This window comes from Dysgonomonas sp. PF1-14, from assembly GCF_029892965.1.
Lineage (GTDB): Bacteria > Bacteroidota > Bacteroidia > Bacteroidales > Dysgonomonadaceae > Dysgonomonas.
Window position 1 is genome coordinate 239,832 of sequence record NZ_JARXWN010000004.1, and the last position, 19,863, is coordinate 259,694.

A 19,863-nucleotide genomic window follows, 5' to 3' on the forward strand; every position below is an offset into this window, starting at 1 on the left:
CATTATTTGTAATTAAGGTTATCACTATACAAAACATAAACCAAACTTATTAAAATTATGGCAAAATATAGCGAAGAACTGACCGAAAAAATTGCTGATCTGATAGCAATAGAACTTTACTCGGTATCGGAAGTATGTATGGTATTAAACATCAGCCGGAAAACGTTTTATAGCTGGATGAAGACACAGCCTTATTTTCGGGAGGAAATAGAAAAGGCTCAGGAACAGCGTGACGATGTCGCATTTTCGTTGGCGATGTCTTCGTTGAAGAAGAAATTAAATAATTATACCCTGACTGAAGAAAAAGATACCTACATCCCCGATGAGGATAATCCCGAAAGACTGATCTTCAAATCGAAGGTTATTCGTAAAAAAGAACACCTGCCCGATCTGCGCACAATAAGAATGGTACTTGATAGAGCTGACAAGAAGAAAGCGGCACGTGAAAAAGCAGAGATAGAGGCAATGCAACAGGTCGGAAAAACGGAATCTGTAACCGAAGAAGTACAGGCGGTAGAAGAGCCGTTAATGGAAAGATCAGAAAATGAGGAAGTATCTAATAATACTACAGAAAAGGCAAATAATGATAAACCGAAAAAGGTAACATCGCAGCAGATAAAGAATAGAGTGAGGGTAATAGGGAACAGCCTCTCCAATCTCCCCAAGGGGAGGCTCCAAGGAAGGTGTTACAGTAAGGTAACAGCCTGAAAAAATAGTGTAGATGTGTTACCTTTGTTACCTTTTTATAGATGATAATAATTGATGCCAATCAGTATTTGAGATTGTATTGAATAATCGTTCGTTTATTAGTTACTAGTTACTTCGCCCTTTGGGCAATTACAAGTTACAAGTAACCCCCTTTATTTATTGTCTCCAGATCGTGCGTCAGCCCGCGCCGTTAGCTTTATGGACGGGGTACCCGTAGGGAGAGAAAGGCGTAAAAACAAAAACGTGTTTGAGCTTAGTTGTCGGTTCGTATTATGCAAAAGCCATGAGCGAGTTTTTTTGTTTAGCCTTTGAGCCCTCTAACGGGTCGTGCTATGAAGCGGGGCGCTAAAGACTTTTTGATTCCTTTTGGGGCTTAGGCCAAAAGGAATGCAAGCAATCTGTGATTGCGCGCAGTAGAAAATAAACAAACATATAATTTCAACTCCTGATTCGCATAATTGGTATAATAGTTCTGTTCGCAGTTTATAGGTGCGTAAAATCTTACGCCCGCAATTGTCAACGGGCGAAAGATATTTCGCTCCTACCTATGCAGATGTCGCAATATTTCTTAGTTAAAGCAATGTACTGGCTATCTCCGACAATTTGCTGCGTTCGCCTTTTACAAGGTTTACATGAGCAAACAGGTCTTGTCCGGTCATCTTATCTATCATGTATGCCAGCCCGTTCGACTGCGCATCGAGATAGGGTGAATCTATCTGTTGCAGGTCACCTGCAAAGATCATCTTCGTGCCTTCGCCCGCGCGGGTAATGATTGTCTTTATCTCGTGGGGTGTAAGATTCTGAGCTTCGTCTATGATACAGATCATTTCCGACAGGCTTCGTCCGCGTATGTATGCCAAAGCCTCTATTTCGAGTCTTTTTTCGGTCTGCATCTGTTCTATATTGCGCGATTCGGCACCACCATAAGGGATATGGCTTTTTATAACGGCCAGATTGTCAAACAGCGGCTGCATATATGGTGCTATCTTCTGCTTTTCGTCACCGGGCAGGAATCCGAGTTCCTTATTGCCGAGTGCAACAATAGGACGTGCCAAAAGTACTTGATTGTAATCTTCGCTTTGTTTGAGAGCCGAAGCCAGAGCGAGCAGGGTTTTACCTGTTCCTGCTTTTCCGGTGAGGGCTGCCAGTTTTATATCGGGATCCATCAGTACCTCGAAGGCAAAAGTCTGTTCAGCATTACGGGGTTGTATGCCATAGCACGTTTGCTTTTCGATACGGCATATCTTGTTTGTGAACGGATTATAACGCGCCAGAACACTTTTCCTGCCGTTCTTCATGATGAAGCATTCGTTGGGGTTGACAGGCGTAACAAGATCGAATTCATCGAAAGGAATGCCGTCGGGACTTGCATACAGCGCATCTATAACGGCAGAGTCCATGTTGGAGAAGGTTGTATGTTGCTTCTCGAAGAGAAAGACATCGGCTACCTTGTCGTTGATATAGTCTTCTGCAGATAGACCGATAGCGCGCGCCTTCATCCGCAGGTTGATGTCTTTGGTGACGAGTATTGTCTTGGTTTTCGGATCTCGTTCCGATATTTCCATTACAGCCGACAGTATGCGGTGATCGGGTATCCGTTCGGGGAACATGGCATACACACGTTCCTGATCTTTTATACCGGTAGCCACAAACAGGTTGCCCATACCGCTGCCTAGCGGCGTGCCGTTGGTAAACAGGTTGTCGTCGGTTATTACATCTAGTTGCCGCAGAAATTCACGAGCGTTATAATTGATCTGGTCATTGCCTTTCTTGAATTTGTCTAGTTCTTCGAGTACAACGATGGGTAGATATACGTCGTTTTCCTCAAAGTTGTCCAAGCATCTGAAATCGTGTAGTATAACGTTTGTATCGAGTACGAAGTTCTTTTTTTTCTTTCTGGCCATATGTCATTATTATTTTATGTAATAACGAATATATAGGAATTTGGTTGAATAAGGGCGATAATAATTATGAATAATTACTAAAATGAAGAGTTGAGTTAATGAGCCTTGTATAAGGCTTATAGTTGCCTCCACTTTTAAGTATAGGAGATAAGGGGTAATAGATGCAAGGCTTTAGCCAAAAATAGATTAGACTAACGTGAGTTCGAAATAATAGTGTCTAAATATCAGCTAGTTATATGTTTTCTTTGTGAGCCTTGTGTAAAACCTTGTGCTCTTTGTGGTTAAATCTTATTTCTTTTACCACAAAGGACACAAAGAAAAACCACAAAGGGCACGAAGTTTACATCATATATTTTGGAAAACAATTGATTACATACTATTTTTATATCGAACTCACGTTAGACTAAAGTCCTTTGAGGGAAATTTTATCCCACGCCTTAAAAGGCGTGGCAACTATGTGTAAGCAAAAAACTCCCGCAGAGGCAGGAGTTTCTATAATTTGACATGATAGGGGAGAGTATTTAGAAGCCGAAATCGTCGATCTCCACTTCTTTTTTCTCTTCCACTTCGAATGCTTCTCTTGTCTGGTGTACTGCGTTGCCTTCGACAAATATCGCGCGATGAGGGCGTACAGGGCAGATAAACTCGCATCCTCCGCATCCCACACAAATATCGGGATTGATGTGGGGAATGGTAAGTCCTTCTCCGGCTTCGTACGGAACCATAGTTACTGCCTGTGTAGGGCAGTGTTCGGCACAGGCGCCACAGTTGTTATTGTCGGTCACTACCACACAGATATCGTGCACGAACTGAACACGTCCTATCTGGGTCATGTGTTTTTGATCTTTCGATAGTGGAAGCAATGCTCCGTTAGGGCATACATCTGCACATACAGTACAGTTGTAGTTACAGAATCCCTTGTCGTAGGTCATTACAGGTTGCATAATGCCGCCCAGTCCGTATTCCATAAAGGCTGGCTTGATCACTCGTGACGGGCATCTGCTGATACACAGGTGGCACGATGTACAATGACTCAGAAGGTGTTCGGCACTTTGTGCACCCGGCGGACAAATCGGGGTTTGACGTGTAGGCACTTTATTGCCGGACAAGATGTTGTTCACCTTATCTTGCGCCATCACTGCCGGAACGGTTACTGCTGTGGTCAAAGCTGTAGTGAGAAACTGCCTTTTGCTGTTGTCTGCGGCAGCTTTACTATCAGATGGGGCTTTCTTTCTCGCATAAGGCGCATAGGACAAAGCACCTTCGTGACAGCTGCCCAAGCAGTTGAAACAGTTGATGCAACGGCTGGAATCTATTGCATGATTTTTGCTGTCGATACAGGAGGCCTTACATTTAGTGGCACATACACCGCACATATTGCATTTGTCGGTATCTATTCTCACTTTGAACAGGGAGAATTTGCTGAGGAATCCCAGAATGGTTCCTACAGGACAAATGGTATTGCAGAAGGTGCGCCCGTATTTCCAAGCAAAGTAGCCGATAGCCAGAAGTGTTATGATGGCTATTATAAAAGAGGATATGCTGATAATCATTACATCGGCTTTATAGAACGTATAATTGCCGAAGCTGGTGAATATGGCTTCCAGTACATTGTTGCCGGCCATATAAACAGGTCTGAATACATTGGTGATGATCCTGCCGAAAGCACTGTAGGGATCGACAAGAGCTAATATAGACGGTATCTTGAGGAAGAATGTGATAACTGCAATTCCCAGAACTGACCAGCGCAGTATGTTCTTGGCTTGGCTGAATTTATACCGCTTTCTCTTCTTAGCAGTCTTCTTTGCTATCCATGCTACAATGTCCTGGTAGATACCCATAGGGCATACCGATGAACAGTAGATGCGTCCGAACAAGAGTGTAAGGACAATAAGTACCGTAAGTATAATAAAACTTCCGCTCAGCAAAGCAGGCACAAACTGTATGCGTGCCAACCAATGGAACTGATCGGGCATCAGTGCTGCAAAGTCGAGAAAGTAGAAGGCTATCAGTGTAAATAATATGACCGATATACCTACCCGCAGTTTTTTTAGCATAGTTGTTTGTTAGATCTTTATTCGTTTGATATTCAGTTTATCTATGTCCATAGTACCCAACTTCAATGATTGTCCGTTGGCGAGATGTCCTACATGTTCGAGAGGCATTTCCCGTATCTGGTTGAAGAACTTGGCAGCGGCAGTATCTACAGCTACTATATCCTGTGATATGAACAAGCCTTTAGGGTTTACTACATCGGCAGTGGAACGTCCCTGAGGCCCGTTTGTCTTCACTACCCTGTAAGCATCTACTATGTTCAGTACAGGCTTTTTAGTATATGTACAGATATCGGCTATACATTGTTGCAGGTCGGTGCGGTGGAATATCCTTCTGTCCCATATTATCCCCATATAGTTTTTCATCGACATGGTAAGGTTTGCACCTCCGTGATGTTTCAGTATAGGCAGATTGATCCACACATCGCAGTTGACTATTGCCTCGTGTATCTTAGCACTTTTCAGTTTTACGCCTTTGGGCAGGCTGACCTCTTTATAGTACGATTCTTCGTGTGCAGGAACAACTTTCGCTCCGGCTGCTTTTGCCGCTGCTTCTATGCCGCTGTTCTTGTAGCATTTAATCCAGTCGTCGCATGTATGGTCGAATACGGTCACTTCTTTCGCTCCGGCCGACAGGCATTGGCGTATGACTTCGGTTACCAGTTTAGGGTTTGTATTTCCGGCAAGCTCGGGTGTTTTATCCCAGCCTATATTAGGTTTCACTACGACCTTTTGTCCGGCTTTAATAAATTTGCCCATGCCACCCATTTCGGTAATGGCACGTCTGAACATCACATCGGGCTCGCCACCCATTACAGCTACGATATCCACTTTTTTGCCCGTTTGGGTACTATTAACAGTCTGGGCCAGTATATCCATTCCGCCACTGGCTTTTACCGTAGCTGCTGCTCCGGTAATGGCGATTGCTCTTAAGAATTTACGTCTGTCCATAATAGTAAGTAATAGTTAGTTATTTGGTTTGTTGTTTTTTTAGAATCGAAGGTTTACCCCGCCGAATACGGTTGCACGCGGCATCGGGTAACCGGCATTGATTTCGTACTTTTGTGCGAGGAGGTTTTCTCCTTTCACAAAGATTTCAAGTTGCTTTACAGGCTTATACGATCCTCTGACGTTCCAGAGGGCAAACGAGTCTTTAATTTCTTCGGTTGTATTTGTTTTCACTGAAGAGTAGAGGTCGTTTATATATTGTATGCCTGTAGACAGGTTCCATTTGTTGCGGGTATAGTTTATACCAGCATACAGTTTATGCTCGGGTGAAGCTACTACCTTATATTTCATGTGTAGCCAGCTGTAATTTGCCGACAGGCTTATATAAGGGTTAAGCTTATATTGCGTGGCGAACTCCACACCGTAGTTCTTGATCTTACCTGTATTTATATTCAGTGGTTTACCATCGACAGGCACTGTCTGTATGCTGTTCTTGCCATTGATATAATAGAGGCTGAGGTCGAAAGTCAGCGATTTGTCCAGCATCTTGTGCGATGCTGACAATTCGTAATTCATTAGTTCTTCCGGCTTCAAGTCCGGATTCTGTGGCGGAAACATATACATCTCGCGGATGGTAGGGTTTCTGAATCCCTTACTTACAATCCCTTTCAGTATAGTGTTGTCGGTAGCAATATAGCTTAGTCCTAGCTGCGGAATCCATTCTGTACCCGTTACGGCATGATGGTCTATCCGTATTCCTGCATTCAGCACAAGTTGACTGATCAAGGTTTGTTGGAAGTTCAGATAACCGGCTACTTCGTTCAGGCTTTTCTTTGCTATGTCTTTGTCGGCCTGTCCGTCCATGAAGATATTCCACGCATGGCCGCCGAAATGCTGAAAGTCGATTCCGGCTGTGGTCTGGTTTCCGGTGAAGAAGCTGTATGACTGATATAGGGTGATGCCGATCATTTTGTCTGTCGATCTGAAGCGCTCGTTTCTGGGTACGGCTTCCGGATTTACGGCACTGTATCCGTCATTTATCTTATGCTTGCCGAAGTTGTAATAGACCTTCAGTGCACCTGATGTCTTTTCATAATTGTTTTCGAGTGAAAATGAAGTCACACCACGTATTATATCCGCATCGTTATCCAACAGGGGAGCGCTTGTCGTTCCGGGATTGGATGCTTTGAAATTAGTCAGATCGAGGTCGACGAACGCATTCCAGTTCGGAGAGAAATCGTATCCCACTTTACCGTATCCGCTATACTGCTCAAAGTCCATATTATCCCGATGATTATCGCTTCTGTTATAGCTGAGCGATACATAGCTGTTAAATTTTCCGGAGCGTACGGCATTATTAAGTTCGGTACTCAGCGTATTGTACGATCCGTACATGGCACGTACTCCGGTTCTTATACCATCTTCCTTTTGTTTTTTTGTTATAATATTGATTACCCCACCCATAGCATTCGATCCGTATAGTACCGATGCTGGGCCTCTTACCACTTCTACCCGTTCGGCCATCAGTGATTGATACGAGTCGGCAAGGGGATGTCCCATCAATCCCATATACTGGGGGTGCCCGTCTATCAGCATCAGCATCTGGGCAGTGGGGCTTCCGCCTATTCCGCGTATGGTCATACCTCCGGCTGCTCCGGTGGATACACCGTAACCCATAATTCCCCGCGATGTAACGAACAGGCTGGGAACTTCTTCGGTAATAATAGGTAGTAACGATTGCTCAAATTTGGCTTCTATCTGCTTACTGCCTACTACACTTACACTCATCGGTAAATTGTTCAGGTTTACTGCCGGACGGCTTCCGGTGACAATTATCTCACCCAATTCTACTGAATCGCGAACCACTGCATCAGGCTTTCTCTCTTCAGCTCTTATCATTTGCAGGGAGAGTGCCAGTAATGCAATCACATAGAATGATCTTTTCATATATTACTATAGTAGCCAAGGAAATTTGAAGCAGTCCTCGTCGTATAGAGCGTAGTCTGCTTTTCCATTAACTGCAAAAGTTCTTATAAGTTTTGCTTCTGCCAGTAGCTGACATGCGTATGAAAGTGAAGCGCCTGTTTTTACTCTGTCTTCTACCAGTAGGATAGACTTTCCCTTGTAGTCGAAATCGATAGGAGCCATTAACTGTGGGCTATCGTATTTTGGCTTCTGGTTGATGTCGCGCAGGTTTATCTTTAAAAGCTGAATCTCGATATCCAGGCGCTGATTGAGTATCGCTGCGGGGATAATACCCCCGTTAGCGATAGCAACAATCATATCGAATTCTTCGTTGAAAGGTATAGTGCGAAAACGTTCGCGTACCTCTTCGAATGTTTTGTCGTACATCTTTGTTTGATGAATCAGAGTTTAGCAATCGCTTTTAGTACAGCATATCCGCCAAATACCTGAATCAGCATTCCCGGTATTCCTATGCGGAAATCCTGAACTGCGAGAAAGAAATCTTTGACGATAGCCCATTCTATCAATGTTCCTACTACCTGATATGCCAGAACTACACCGATGATCGCCAGAATAGAAACTTTCTCAAATTTGTGTGCGGCATATGCAGCTGCTCCTGCAAGCAGAGTAGATTTAGCAAGTATGACAGGCAATACATCTAATGATGGCATAGCAAACAACAGATAGTTTACCAGCGGAGATAATATTGCAGTCAGTAAACCGACCTTGAAGCCGTATTTGTATGCAGCTATCAGGGTAAAGAAATAGATAGGCAGCAATGTAAGGCCACCATTCGGTACCAGATGGCAAATTTGCGGTAATACCAGATTGCCGGCTATAAAGAGCGATGCGAACAGATAGGTTTTAACCTCTTTGTAATTTAATGAATAAAGTTTTACTGAAGTTGTTTCCATAAGCTTTTCAAATTAGTATAGTGTATTTTATTGTATATAAGGAATGTCCTTTTATCGTTTTAAGTTGCCTGAATTTCTATAATTGCTGTTTCTGATGGTATTAACAAATACAATTTTAACTGTTATTTTTGGATTGAACAAATAAAAGCCCTGTTTTTTAAATTCATTAAGATTATAGATATAATTTATTTGAACTTAAGGCTCTTAATTGTATTCGATCAGTAATTTATGATAGTGCTTTTCTAAACAATATAATCTTTGTATCTTTGATATAAGATTTAATAAATAACAATCCGATAACAGTAATGAACATAGCAGATCTCAAAAACGATAACTTCTTCCTGCTTGCAGGACCTTGCGTAATAGAGGGTGAAGAAATGGCTCTCCGTATAGCCGATAAAGTGATAAATATAACATCGAAACTGAATATACCTTATGTATTTAAGGGATCGTATAAGAAAGCAAACCGCTCGCGGGTAGACTCTTTTACCGGAATAGGTGATGAGAAAGCGCTGAAAATATTGCGTAAAGTAGGCGAGACTTTCGGTGTGCCTACCGTTACCGATATTCACGAAACGCATGAGGCCGCAATGGCTGCCGAATATGTAGATGTATTGCAAATACCCGCATTCCTTTGCCGTCAGACCGATCTGCTTATTGCTGCGGCTAAGACAGGTAAGATTGTAAACATAAAGAAAGGGCAATTTCTTGCACCTAACGGAATGCAATTTGCCGCACAAAAGGTAGTGGATTCGGGTAATAGTAATGTTATTATAACAGACAGGGGCACGTCTTTCGGCTATTCCGATCTGGTAGTGGATTTCAGAGGAATACCAGAAATGAAGGAATTTGGCTTTCCGGTGGTATTGGATGCAACTCATTGTCTGCAAAAGCCGAATCAGGCATCGGGAGTAACAGGTGGTCAGCCTAAACTGATAGAGACCATGTGTAAGGCGGGTATCGCTACAGGAGTAGACGGATTATTTATCGAAACTCATTTCGATCCCGCAAATGCTAAGTCCGATGGAGCTAATATGCTTCCGCTAGATCAGTTAGAAGGGTTGATGGCCCGATTGACAAGATTAAAAGCAGCCTTGTAAATATGAAGGTAGATATTTGTTTCACCCCCGCATTATATCCTTATTATTCGGACGATGACAGCGATAAGATTGTTGTCGTAGTCGATATTTTTCGGGCTACAACTACCATGTGTGCCGCTTTGAATAACCGGGCAAGAGCAATTATTCCCGTTGCGTCTATCGAAGAGGCTCAGGCATATAAATCAAAAGGCTATCTGGTAGGGGCGGAGCGAAATGTAAGACGTTGCGACTTTGCCGATTTTGGTAATTCTCCATTCGACTACACCGAAGATAAAGTAGGCGATAAGGAAGTCGTTTTTACGACGACTAACGGCACGCAGGCTATCGAAATGGCTAGTGCTGCGGGAACTCTTATTATCGGTGCATTTTCTAATATAGATGCAGTAGCTGATTTTTGTGTAGGTATGCAGAAAGATGTGATTGTGCTTTGTGCCGGATGGAACAACCGCTTTAATATAGAAGATTCGCTTTTTGGTGGTGCTTTAGCCAGACGACTTATTGGTAGAGGATATGCGTCAGCCTCAGATGCTACACAGGTTGCCCTGTCTATGTGGGAAGAAGCTAAGCCGGATGTCCGTAATTATATTAATCGGACGGAACATGTCAAGCGGCTCGAAGCAAATAATCTGCAAGACTCTGTAGAATATTGCCTGACCGAAGATACAGTAGATCTCGTTCCTGTCTACAACAGGGAGACGAGGAAAATAATCATAGCCTGAATCAGCAATGGCCGATCATAACGAACTTGGAAAAAGAGGCGAAGATGCGGCTGTGAGCTATCTCAGGAAGGAGGGTTATGAGATTGTAGAACGTAACTGGAATTACGAGAGGTACGAGATAGATATTATAGCCAGAGATGATGAGTTTATTGTCTTTGTAGAAGTAAAGACACGTAGTAGCGATCAATGGGGAAATCCCGAAGAAGCTGTATCTAAGGGAAAGATCAGGCGTATTGTAGAAGCTGCCGATTTCTATCTGAGAGAGTATGATATAGATTCTCCTGCCCGTTTTGATGTAATTGCAGCTATCTGGAATGGAAAGGGTTTTGAAATTGACCATATAGATGATGCTTTCCTGGCACCCGTAAATTAATCTTTTACGATATGAAACATCAATATCTCTACGTTATCCTATTAGCGAGTGCCGCCTTCTTTTCATCGTGCGGTACAATGAGACCTATTAAAAGTGCGAATTTTGTCTCTTTATCTGAAACGAATAAAATCGATGGGGATTATTTTTTATGGACCAGAGAACAATCCGACTATGCAGATAGGATATCCAGAAAGAATGCCTTGTCCTTTTTTGAAAGAGATACGACCGATTATTCATATATGAGCATTCAGGGAAGAACCAGAGCTTTCACAAAAGATACGGCAGAATTTATGCACCTAAGAACGGAGGGAAAAGACAAGTTGATAGTATCTTATCAAAATAAAACAGGGAAATATGAACGGGTTTATAAAGGCCAATTAAAGAAGAAGTTCTTCGAAATCTATTATAACAAAAAGCAGTTTTATATGCCATTGATATTTAGTTATATAAATATAAACAGAGTCAGAGTAGGCAAGTCGGAAAAAGGGGAGCTGATAATAAACAATTTCGCAGATCAGACAAGTAATCTCTTAATGTTGGCCGGAGGTTGGTATGAACACAAATCCTATAAATTTCATTCAGCTAATATTAATAAGGAGTTAATCCCTGTAAGAGTCGATGGGAAATGGGGATATGCAGATTCACAGGACAATATCGTAATTCCGTGTCAATATGATTATGCGTGTTTTTTTGAAAGTGGAATAGCTCAGGTAAGGCTAAATGATAAATGGGGAATAATAGACCAACGGAATCGGTTTAAGATTCCATGTATTTATAGTCTGATAGTTCCGTTTGCTGACGGGAGATTCAAGGTTTACCTGAATAATAAGTCGGGAGTGCTCGATGGAGACGGAAAAGAGGTAATACCTGTAATATATGACCATATAGGGCCTCTCGAGGATAATATGGCAAAAATCAAATTGGGAGACAAAATAGGATATATTACACGTGATGAGGTAGTCATTCCGGCGATTTATACGCACTTGTATGAAGATGGCGATACCTATTTCTTTGCAGAGAAGAATGGCGGAAATTATTTCGTGGATAGAGATGGCTACGAGTATCAGTTAAGTGAAAAAAGCTTACGATTCAAGAAAGGGATGGTGCCAGATACGGCTACAAAAAGGAAGATCTTATTTGAAGAACAAGATATAGAACAATAAGGGTATGAATATAGAAGAAGCACGCGAAGCCTGCCTGTCCATAAAAGGAGCGACTGAGTGTTTCCCATTTGGGGAAGACACGCTCGTCTTTAAAGTGATGGACAAAATGTTTGCTTATATGGGACTTGAGTCCAGAGACGGGGAGCATTGGCTCAATCTGAAATGTGATCCGGAGAAGGCTGTCGATCTGCGAGAGCGATATGAAGGAATCAGGCCGGGTTATCATTCGAATAAGAAGTACTGGAACACTATCGTTATTGAGAGCGATGTGCCGGAAAAAATGATAGAAGAACTGATACAACATTCGGTAGATGAGGTTATAAAGAAGCTGCCGAAAGTAAAGCAAGCTGAATATCATAATAGCTAATCGGTGGGGCAAATTTTCCATATTCGAGAGACAGACTCTACGAGCAATTATCTGAAAGAACTTCTTAGCCGCACAGAGGTAGAAGAGGGAACAATTGTATTTGCCGATTTTCAGACTGCAGGAAAAGGGCAGCGTGGAAATAGCTGGGAATCGGAAGCTAAGAAAAATCTATTGTTTAGTATTGTATTCTATCCGGATACAGTAAGAGCCGGAGAGCAGTTTGTAATATCTCAGATAGTCTCTCTTGCTGTAGTGAAATTTCTGGAGAAATATACTGATGACATCACTATAAAATGGCCTAACGATATCTATTGGAAAGAAAAGAAGATCTGTGGCATCCTTATCGAAAATACATTGAATGGAGATAAAATTATAGAATCTGTATGCGGTATTGGAATTAATATCAATCAGACGGAATATGTAAGTAATGCACCCAATCCGGTTTCGCTGAGCCAGATTACAGGTGAAGAATATGACTTGAGTGTATTGTTGGGTGAAGTCGGACAGGCCTTTTCTCTATATTATGATTATATAAGATCGGGAAAAGAGAAAACTGTGGAAGAAGAATACAAGTCTTTCCTGTTTCGGAGGCAAGGTTATTATTGGTATGATGATGGTGAAAAAAACTTTCAGGCTTATATCAAAGATATAAAGCCGAATGGGTTACTTGTATTGGAAACAGATACAGGCGAAGAACGAAGCTTCGCATTCAAAGAAGTCCGCTATGTATTATAAATGGTAAAACAATAGGCTATCAGATAAGTATATTATATATCGTGTACGAATGCTTGTCCTCTCCTTCTTTAGAGCGGACATAGTGTTTGTCAATATCTATTTTTATGCACTGACGGACATTGAGCAGCGCAAAGATCTCCTCATTCGTTAAGTCTTCCTTCTCATAAACCACAATACGGGCAAAAGAATCGTCAATAGTCACTTTCGTGGCTTTGTTGGCCGGAGTTGTTGACTGCAATACTGAAACTATAGGGTGCTTTTTATCAAGTTGATCATCCATTGGTTTGCGAAATGTAAATTATATAATCCAGACGTTTTATATCTCCGGCTTCCGATTACGCAAATATAGAAAAATATATTTAATAAGCAAAGTTTAACTTTTTGTCAATATGTTATTTATAGGTGGTATTAAAATTTCTATCAATGATATTTTGTTGTATGTATTTTTATGCATACTTTTGTGTTGTTTTTGTATATTTATACTGATATGACGAAAAAATATAGACATAGAATAATAAAAGAAGTACTACAGACAACTGAAGTTAACAGTCAGGAAATGCTTCTCAACGAGCTTGTATCTAAAGGGTTTGAACTTACTCAAGCTACTTTATCACGCGATATAAAAGAACTGAAGATAGTGAAAGTGCCAACAGCAAAAGGGAGCTATATATATCAGTTGTCCGATAATATTCAGACAGACAACGAAATAACTCCTGCTTCGGCTTTTGGCTTTTCGGGTATTGAGTTTTCCGGAAATCTGGCGGTTATCAAAACGCGTCCGGGATATGCAATGGCTATTGCCGCCGAAATAGATAAAAAAGCAGCCGGATATATACTGGGAACAGTAGCCGGAGATGATACCATCTTGCTTATACCCAGAGAGAATGTTGACCGAAATGAAGTATTGGCTTCATTGTCGGTGTTTATTCCTAACATAAAATAGTGAAAGTTACAGAAATGAACAATATAGATGAACTTGTGGTAGAAAAACCAATGGAACAAGATTTACAACTGACTATACAAATTGCCAATGAGGGACATCTGACCTATGTGCAAACTATACTGGATACCATAGAAGCTGCCGCTAAAGTGAGGGGTACGGGTATTGCCAAAAGAAGCCCTGGATATCTGGAGCTGAAAATAAAAGAAGGTAAAGCTATTATTGCCCTTATGGGGGATGAGTTTGCCGGATTCTGTTATATCGAATCGTGGGGTAATAAGCAATTCGTTGCCAACTCGGGACTGATAGTCGTTGAGAAATTCAGACAGCATGGGCTAGCCAAAAAAATCAAGCAGCATGCCTTTTCGCTGGCAAGGGCGATGTTCCCAACAGCCAAAGTTTTCGGTCTGACTTCGGGTGCCGCCGTAATGAAAATAAATACAGAACTGGGTTATGTTCCGGTGACATTCGCACAACTTACCGATGACGAATCATTCTGGCGAGGTTGTCAGGGCTGTGTCAATTATGATATACTTACACGTACCGACCGTAAATATTGTATCTGTACAGCTATGCTTTTCGATCCGGATAAGCAGAAAGATAAGAAAGAAATAAAAGACCTTATAAAAGATTTAAAGAAACAATTAAAATGAAAAAGAAAGTTGTTTTAGCATTTAGTGGAGGACTCGATACATCGTTTTGTGCAAAATACCTGTCAGCCGATCTTGGTTATGAAGTATATACTGCAATAGCAAATACAGGAGGGTTTACACAGGAAGAACTGGCCGTAATAGAAGAAAAGGCCTATAAGTTGGGTGCCGCAAAGCATATCAGCCTCGATATTACACAGGAATACTACGAAAAGAGTATAAAATATATGATCTTCGGTAATGTACTTCGCAACGGTACATATCCTATCTCGGTGAGTTCTGAGCGTATTTTTCAGGCGATTGCTATTATCAATTACGCAAAGGAAATTGGTGCAGATGCCGTAGCTCATGGCAGTACAGGTGCTGGAAACGATCAGGTACGCTTCGACCTGACTTTTGATGTGCTGGCACCGGGCATAGAAATAATTACGCCTACGCGTGATATGTTGCTTACACGTGAGTATGAAATCAACTATCTGAAAGAGCATGGATATGAAGCCGACTTCACGAAGATGGAATATTCTATAAACAAAGGTCTCTGGGGTACTAGCATCGGAGGAAAAGAAACGTTGAAATCCGAACAAACCCTGCCGGAAGAAGCTTATCCATCCCAATTAAAAAAGGAAGGGAAAGAAACCCTTACCATAAATTTCGAAGAAGGGGAGATTGCAGCTATAAATGGAGTTGCCTATACCGATAAGGTGAAAGCTATCCAGAAGATAGAAGAAATAACATCGGCCTATGCCATCGGGCGCGATATGCACATCGGTGATACAATCATCGGAATTAAAGGGCGTGTAGGTTTTGAAGCCGCTGCGCCGTTAGTTATTATCAATGCGCACAAGATGCTGGAGAAACATACGCTGACTAAGTGGCAACAATACTGGAAAGAGCAGGTAGGCAACTGGTATGGAATGTTTCTTCATGAAGCGCAATATCTCGAACCTGTAATGCGTGATATAGAGGCAATGCTTGAAAGTTCGCAGCGTAATGTAACAGGCAAGGTCATTATAGAACTGCATCCTTACCGCTATGTGCTTGTCGGAGTAGAAAGCAATTTCGATCTGATGAAAGCTGACTTCGGAGAATACGGAGAGGTGAACAAAGCATGGACATCTGACGATGCTAAAGGATTTACCAAGATATATGCTATGACGAATAAGATATATCATAGTGTGCAAAACCGTAATAAAACTATAGAGTAATTTTATTAAACACAGAGTAACACACTCCTTTTATTCTGTGGTTAATAAAAAATATGAATTTATGATTAAAGCAGGAATTATAGGCGGAGCCGGATATACAGCCGGTGAGCTGATCAGAATATTACTAAACCACCCGCAAGTACAACTGATATTTGTAAACAGTACCAGTAATGCAGGCAATAGGCTGTCTGACGTACATGGCGGATTATTGGGCGAGACCGATATGCGGTTTACCGATCAGTTGCCTTACGATAAAATAGATGTGCTCTTTTTCTGCACCGCACATGGTGATACAAAGAAGTTTATGGAGGCTAATGATGTGCCCAAGAATCTGAAGATAATAGACTTGTCTACCGATTATCGTCACAAGGCGGAAGGCAATAACTTCATCTATGGACTACCGGAACTCAATAAAGAGCAGATAAAGAAATCGTCTTATATAGCCAATCCCGGTTGTTTTGCTACAGCTATTCAGTTGGCATTGCTACCATTGGCGAAGGCTGATCAATTGAATGCCGAGATTCATGTGAATGCTATAACAGGCTCTACAGGTGCAGGAGTAAAACCTTCGGCTACATCCCATTTCAGTTGGCGCGAGAATAATATATCAGTATATAAAGCATTCGAGCATCAGCACCTGACCGAGATAAAACAGTCACTGACGCAGCTACAAGGGAACTTCGATCAGGAGCTGAACTTCATACCTGTCAGAGGAAACTTTACCAGAGGTATCTTTGCTACGATTTACCTCAATTACAGCGGAACGTTGGAAGATGCAGAAAAGCTATATGCCGATTTCTATAAAGACAGCCCGTTTGTTGTTGTAACCGATCAGAACCCTGATCTGAAACAAGTGGTGAATACCAATAAGTGTGTATTACATCTCGAAAAACATGGGAATAAACTGCTTATTCTCTCATGTATAGATAATCTCGTGAAAGGAGCTTCAGGGCAGGCTGTACAGAATATGAACCTGATCTTTGGTTTGGAAGAAACCGAAGGTTTGAAGTTGAAAGCAAGCGCATTCTAAAAAATGAAAGAACTTAGTTCGCAAGACATAGTAAAAATCAAAGAAGAGAAGAAAGTCGGCTATGTATTTCCCTTTCTTATTCTCGGTGCAGGGCTTCTTTTTGATGTTGTGTATTATTTTATGTCTGCTGAACTAAACCTGTTTATAGTAGCATTGAATAGTGGTATTGTAGCCCTTTGCTTACTCATCGAGTATCTTATCAATCGTAATTACAATAAGGATATAGAATCCGGTGTAAAACAAATCGAACAAGGAAAGATACAGGATAAAGAACGGTCGAGAAGCTATGAGAGTGGTAGTGGTAATTTGTATATCCCTATTATTGGAGATATATTTCCACGACTGTGGGGTAGTCATCCCAAATCTTCACTTATCTATTATCTGACAATTAATAATATCAGATATCAGGCTGATGAAGACGTTTATAATAAAGTCGACGTTGGAGATGAGATAGAGATGTATTTTACAACCTCTAGCCATATTTTGCTCGGATTTGGAGAAAAGGTTTAGAAGCTAATGTTTTACTATCAAAAGGAAAAACTTATAAGATTTATATGGAAATCTAGCGCATATTTCCTCTAGAAGATATAAACCTTATAATACAGAAGCATATGAAATTTGAAGTAGATAACCAAACCAGAAGAGACCTCGAAATCTTTGGTACCGTCAAAGGGGGAATGTCGGTAGTCAGTTTATTCGATTTTACCGTATGCATAGGCGGACGGCGGAAGTTATACAACTTTCTGTCCGAACCACTTACCGATGTGCATAAGATAACTGAGCGGAAGAACAGTATTGCCTTCTTTCAGCAACACTTGCCGTCGGGGCTCGATGTTGATAAGAACTCACTGGACTTTACCGAATATTATCTGCGTCATAGTAGCCTGTCGTCGAAGCCTATATCCAAGCTTAGAGCCTTCGAGAAGAAGATTATGAGCAAAATATATCCCAGTAATGAATATTATATGGTGGAGACAGGTGTAAGTGCAACTGTAGAACTACTCAAAGCCATACACAAGTTTTCTCTTCTGTTGGATGAGAAAGCTCGCGAATATGACTGCCCGCAATATCTGCTCGATCATAACAAAACGGTAAAAGGCCTGCTGTCTCAACCCGCATATAGCCGGATGATCAAAACAAAAAGGCTTAAAGCTTATGATATTACCGACTTCGATTATGTATTCCGTTATACAAATAGAGACGATGTCCTGTTCTTTCTGGAGCTTGTATATGAATACGACGCATTCTTGGCAATAGCCAAAGCAGCAGGTAAATATAAGCTGTCGTATCCCGAAGTAGTGCCCGAAACGGAGAATTGTCTCGAAATAGAAGACCTGTTTCACCCCTTTGTCGATGGCGCGATTGCCAACAATATACAGTTTGACAATACATCGAACCTGCTCTTTATATCGGGGCCTAATATGGCAGGCAAATCTACTTTTCTCAAGGCTCTAGGAGTTTCCGTTTATCTGGCGCATGCAGGATTCCCTGTTCCGGCTTCAAAAATGAAGCTGAGTGTGTTGTCCGGCTTGTCCACTACCATTAATATATCCGATAACCTTGCTTCGGGCTATAGCCACTTCTATGCCGAAGTGATGCGCATAAAAGAAGTAGCCCAGAAACTGAAGACTAACAAAAACATGCTGGTGCTGTTCGATGAACTGTTCAGAGGTACCAACGTAAAAGATGCTTATGACGGTACGCTGGCTATCGTTTCTGCATTTGCACAAATCAGGACGTCTTTCTTTGTTATATCCACTCATATCGTAGAAGTAGCACGCGAATTGGAAGTAGAGAAGAATATACAGTTCTGTTACTTCGATATTCAGGAAAAGGATGGGCATCCTGTCTACACCTACAAGCTGCGAAAAGGCGTATCCGAAGTCCGGCTTGGTATGTATATTATCCGCAAAGAAGGATTGATAGAATTGATAAAAGATCTTTAAATAAAAGCTTAATAATGAAACTATTTGATGTATTTCCGCTATTCGATCTTAATATCGTAGAAGGAAAAGGCTGTTATGTGTACGATGACAAAGGAAACGAGTATCTCGATCTCTATGGCGGTCATGCCGTTATATCTGTCGGACATACGCATCCTTACTATGTGGCAAAGCTGACTGAACAACTCAATAAGATTGGATTCTATTCCAATTCTGTAATCAATGAACTGCAAAAGGAAGTCGCCCAAAAACTTGGTGAGCAGTGCGGTTATCCCGACTATTTCCTGTTCATGGTTAATTCGGGTGCCGAAGCAAACGAGAATGCTATAAAACTGGCTTCGTTCCATAACGGACGCAAGAAAGTATTGGCATTCCGCAAAGCATTTCATGGCAGGACATCGGCTACAGTTGCAGCTACAGACAGCCCGGCTTATTTAGCCCCTGTAAATCTCAATGCCAACTATGTGTTTGCACCTTTCAACGATATAGATTTTGTAAAGAAAGAACTGGCGACCGGCGAATACTCATCAGTTATCATAGAGGGTATTCAAGGTGTGGCAGGCATACAGATTCCGCACGACGATTTTCTGAAAGAACTGCGAAAAGTGTGTACCGAAACGGGAACTATCCTGATCCTTGACGAAATACAATCAGGTTACGGACGTAGCGGCAAATTCTTTGCCCATCAGTATGCCGGAATCGAAGCAGACCTTATTACGGTAGCAAAAGGTATCGGTAACGGATTCCCAATGTCAGCCGTATTGATAAACCCTATGTTCAAAGCCGTTTACGGACAACTGGGAACTACCTTTGGCGGAAATCATCTGGCTTGCGCTGCTGCTATTGCCGTTCTGGATATTATGAAGAACGAAAACCTGATAGAAAATGCCTATACAGTGGGTGAATTTCTGATGCAGGAACTTCGGAAAATACCACAGATAAAAGAAGTGCGCGGACGCGGGCTTATGATCGGTATGGAATTTGATGAACCGATAAAGGAAAAGCGCAGTAAACTATTGTTCGAAGAAAAGGTATTTACCGGAGCTACCGGAACGCATGTATTCCGCTTGTTGCCACCGTTGTGCCTCACTATAGAGCAAGCTGAGGTCTTCCTTGAAAGATTTAAGAAGGTGCTGTAACAGAGT

The 19,863-nt window shown here is 41.7% G+C and carries 21 protein-coding genes; 14 read left to right on the plus strand and 7 right to left on the minus strand.

Features of this window, described 5'->3' with window-relative positions; translation table 11 throughout:
- Positions 1-57 precede the first annotated feature (57 nt).
- Positions 58-708 carry a hypothetical protein gene (locus tag M2448_RS07425; RefSeq protein ID WP_280645278.1) on the plus strand — a complete coding sequence of 217 codons (651 nt, stop codon included), beginning with the start codon at positions 58-60 and terminating at the stop codon, positions 706-708.
- Between the two features lie 572 nt (positions 709-1,280).
- Here the strand turns inward: M2448_RS07425 and M2448_RS07430 are convergent.
- The 6 genes from M2448_RS07430 to M2448_RS07455 form a co-directional block, all read right to left on the minus strand.
- Positions 1,281-2,612 (minus strand): PhoH family protein, encoded by a 1,332-nt coding sequence (locus tag M2448_RS07430; protein ID WP_280645279.1) that lies wholly within the window; start codon positions 2,610-2,612, stop codon positions 1,281-1,283.
- Between the two features lie 521 nt (positions 2,613-3,133).
- Entirely contained in the window at positions 3,134-4,669 is a 1,536-nt protein-coding gene (locus M2448_RS07435; RefSeq protein WP_280645280.1) for a 4Fe-4S binding protein, read from the minus strand.
- Positions 4,670-4,678: 9 nt separating this feature from the next.
- Entirely contained in the window at positions 4,679-5,617 is a 939-nt protein-coding gene (locus M2448_RS07440; RefSeq protein ID WP_280645281.1) for a DUF362 domain-containing protein, read from the minus strand.
- Positions 5,618-5,656: 39 nt separating this feature from the next.
- Positions 5,657-7,561: a TonB-dependent receptor gene (locus M2448_RS07445; protein ID WP_280645282.1), complete on the minus strand. Its 1,905-nt coding sequence runs from the start codon at positions 7,559-7,561 to the stop codon at positions 5,657-5,659.
- A 6-nt stretch (positions 7,562-7,567) separates the two neighbouring features.
- On the minus strand, positions 7,568-7,966 hold the full coding sequence (locus M2448_RS07450; RefSeq protein ID WP_280645283.1) for a phosphoribosyltransferase family protein: 399 nt from the start codon (positions 7,964-7,966) through the stop codon (positions 7,568-7,570).
- Positions 7,967-7,980: 14 nt separating this feature from the next.
- Positions 7,981-8,493: an ECF transporter S component gene (locus M2448_RS07455; protein ID WP_280645284.1), complete on the minus strand. Its 513-nt coding sequence runs from the start codon at positions 8,491-8,493 to the stop codon at positions 7,981-7,983.
- Between the two features lie 305 nt (positions 8,494-8,798).
- On the opposite strand from M2448_RS07455, the gene kdsA reads away from it, so the two are divergent.
- Genes kdsA through M2448_RS07485 form a run of 6 tightly spaced genes read left to right on the plus strand, consistent with a single transcriptional unit; the run spans position 8,799 to position 12,950 of the window.
- The gene (gene kdsA / locus M2448_RS07460; RefSeq protein WP_280645285.1) at positions 8,799-9,593 is read left to right on the plus strand and encodes a 3-deoxy-8-phosphooctulonate synthase; all 795 of its coding nucleotides are present in this window, start codon (positions 8,799-8,801) and stop codon (positions 9,591-9,593) included.
- Between the two features lie 2 nt (positions 9,594-9,595).
- Positions 9,596-10,312 carry a 2-phosphosulfolactate phosphatase gene (locus tag M2448_RS07465; protein WP_280645286.1) on the plus strand — a complete coding sequence of 239 codons (717 nt, stop codon included), beginning with the start codon at positions 9,596-9,598 and terminating at the stop codon, positions 10,310-10,312.
- 7 nt (positions 10,313-10,319) lie between these two features.
- Complete coding sequence (locus M2448_RS07470) at positions 10,320-10,685, plus strand: YraN family protein (protein ID WP_280645287.1); 366 nt, start codon at positions 10,320-10,322, stop codon at positions 10,683-10,685.
- A gap of 11 nt (positions 10,686-10,696) precedes the next feature.
- The gene (locus M2448_RS07475) at positions 10,697-11,848 is read left to right on the plus strand and encodes a WG repeat-containing protein (protein ID WP_280645288.1); all 1,152 of its coding nucleotides are present in this window, start codon (positions 10,697-10,699) and stop codon (positions 11,846-11,848) included.
- A 4-nt stretch (positions 11,849-11,852) separates the two neighbouring features.
- Positions 11,853-12,215, plus strand: a complete 363-nt coding sequence (locus M2448_RS07480) for an MmcQ/YjbR family DNA-binding protein (protein ID WP_280645289.1) — start codon at positions 11,853-11,855, stop codon at positions 12,213-12,215.
- A 3-nt stretch (positions 12,216-12,218) separates the two neighbouring features.
- The gene (locus M2448_RS07485) at positions 12,219-12,950 is read left to right on the plus strand and encodes a biotin--[acetyl-CoA-carboxylase] ligase (protein WP_280645290.1); all 732 of its coding nucleotides are present in this window, start codon (positions 12,219-12,221) and stop codon (positions 12,948-12,950) included.
- A 19-nt stretch (positions 12,951-12,969) separates the two neighbouring features.
- Here the strand turns inward: M2448_RS07485 and M2448_RS07490 are convergent, their stop codons facing one another.
- Positions 12,970-13,230: a hypothetical protein gene (locus M2448_RS07490; RefSeq protein ID WP_280645291.1), complete on the minus strand. Its 261-nt coding sequence runs from the start codon at positions 13,228-13,230 to the stop codon at positions 12,970-12,972.
- Between the two features lie 207 nt (positions 13,231-13,437).
- Between M2448_RS07490 and argR the strand changes: the two genes are divergently transcribed.
- From argR to M2448_RS07525, 7 genes are all read left to right on the plus strand, one after another.
- Entirely contained in the window at positions 13,438-13,893 is a 456-nt protein-coding gene (argR, locus tag M2448_RS07495; protein WP_280645292.1) for an arginine repressor, read from the plus strand.
- Positions 13,894-13,943: 50 nt separating this feature from the next.
- Positions 13,944-14,543 carry a GNAT family N-acetyltransferase gene (locus M2448_RS07500; RefSeq protein ID WP_280645335.1) on the plus strand — a complete coding sequence of 200 codons (600 nt, stop codon included), beginning with the start codon at positions 13,944-13,946 and terminating at the stop codon, positions 14,541-14,543.
- Positions 14,540-15,745 carry an argininosuccinate synthase domain-containing protein gene (locus M2448_RS07505; RefSeq protein ID WP_280645293.1) on the plus strand — a complete coding sequence of 402 codons (1,206 nt, stop codon included), beginning with the start codon at positions 14,540-14,542 and terminating at the stop codon, positions 15,743-15,745. The genes M2448_RS07500 and M2448_RS07505 overlap by 4 nt, the downstream gene beginning before the upstream one ends.
- A 61-nt stretch (positions 15,746-15,806) precedes the next feature.
- The gene (gene argC, locus M2448_RS07510) at positions 15,807-16,775 is read left to right on the plus strand and encodes an N-acetyl-gamma-glutamyl-phosphate reductase (RefSeq protein WP_280645294.1); all 969 of its coding nucleotides are present in this window, start codon (positions 15,807-15,809) and stop codon (positions 16,773-16,775) included.
- A 3-nt stretch (positions 16,776-16,778) separates the two neighbouring features.
- A complete protein-coding gene (locus M2448_RS07515; protein WP_280645295.1) occupies positions 16,779-17,285 on the plus strand; it encodes a hypothetical protein in 507 nt (168 codons plus the stop codon).
- A 101-nt stretch (positions 17,286-17,386) separates the two neighbouring features.
- Positions 17,387-18,721 (plus strand): hypothetical protein, encoded by a 1,335-nt coding sequence (locus M2448_RS07520; RefSeq protein WP_280645296.1) that lies wholly within the window; start codon positions 17,387-17,389, stop codon positions 18,719-18,721.
- 14 nt (positions 18,722-18,735) lie between these two features.
- Positions 18,736-19,857, plus strand: a complete 1,122-nt coding sequence (locus M2448_RS07525) for an aspartate aminotransferase family protein (protein ID WP_280645297.1) — start codon at positions 18,736-18,738, stop codon at positions 19,855-19,857.
- Positions 19,858-19,863 lie beyond the last annotated feature (6 nt).

Coding starts and splice junctions, on each gene's coding strand:
- M2448_RS07425 (WP_280645278.1), top strand. CDS start 58: ATGGCAAAATATAGCGAAGAACTGACCGAAAAAATTGCTGATCTGATA.
- M2448_RS07430 (WP_280645279.1), bottom strand. CDS start 2,612: ATGGCCAGAAAGAAAAAAAAGAACTTCGTACTCGATACAAACGTTATA.
- M2448_RS07435 (WP_280645280.1), bottom strand. CDS start 4,669: ATGCTAAAAAAACTGCGGGTAGGTATATCGGTCATATTATTTACACTG.
- M2448_RS07440 (WP_280645281.1), bottom strand. CDS start 5,617: ATGGACAGACGTAAATTCTTAAGAGCAATCGCCATTACCGGAGCAGCA.
- M2448_RS07445 (WP_280645282.1), bottom strand. CDS start 7,561: ATGAAAAGATCATTCTATGTGATTGCATTACTGGCACTCTCCCTGCAA.
- M2448_RS07450 (WP_280645283.1), bottom strand. CDS start 7,966: ATGTACGACAAAACATTCGAAGAGGTACGCGAACGTTTTCGCACTATA.
- M2448_RS07455 (WP_280645284.1), bottom strand. CDS start 8,493: ATGGAAACAACTTCAGTAAAACTTTATTCATTAAATTACAAAGAGGTT.
- kdsA (WP_280645285.1), top strand. CDS start 8,799: ATGAACATAGCAGATCTCAAAAACGATAACTTCTTCCTGCTTGCAGGA.
- M2448_RS07465 (WP_280645286.1), top strand. CDS start 9,596: ATGAAGGTAGATATTTGTTTCACCCCCGCATTATATCCTTATTATTCG.
- M2448_RS07470 (WP_280645287.1), top strand. CDS start 10,320: ATGGCCGATCATAACGAACTTGGAAAAAGAGGCGAAGATGCGGCTGTG.
- M2448_RS07475 (WP_280645288.1), top strand. CDS start 10,697: ATGAAACATCAATATCTCTACGTTATCCTATTAGCGAGTGCCGCCTTC.
- M2448_RS07480 (WP_280645289.1), top strand. CDS start 11,853: ATGAATATAGAAGAAGCACGCGAAGCCTGCCTGTCCATAAAAGGAGCG.
- M2448_RS07490 (WP_280645291.1), bottom strand. CDS start 13,230: ATGGATGATCAACTTGATAAAAAGCACCCTATAGTTTCAGTATTGCAG.
- argR (WP_280645292.1), top strand. CDS start 13,438: ATGACGAAAAAATATAGACATAGAATAATAAAAGAAGTACTACAGACA.
- M2448_RS07500 (WP_280645335.1), top strand. CDS start 13,944: ATGGAACAAGATTTACAACTGACTATACAAATTGCCAATGAGGGACAT.
- M2448_RS07505 (WP_280645293.1), top strand. CDS start 14,540: ATGAAAAAGAAAGTTGTTTTAGCATTTAGTGGAGGACTCGATACATCG.
- argC (WP_280645294.1), top strand. CDS start 15,807: ATGATTAAAGCAGGAATTATAGGCGGAGCCGGATATACAGCCGGTGAG.
- M2448_RS07515 (WP_280645295.1), top strand. CDS start 16,779: ATGAAAGAACTTAGTTCGCAAGACATAGTAAAAATCAAAGAAGAGAAG.
- M2448_RS07520 (WP_280645296.1), top strand. CDS start 17,387: ATGAAATTTGAAGTAGATAACCAAACCAGAAGAGACCTCGAAATCTTT.
- M2448_RS07525 (WP_280645297.1), top strand. CDS start 18,736: ATGAAACTATTTGATGTATTTCCGCTATTCGATCTTAATATCGTAGAA.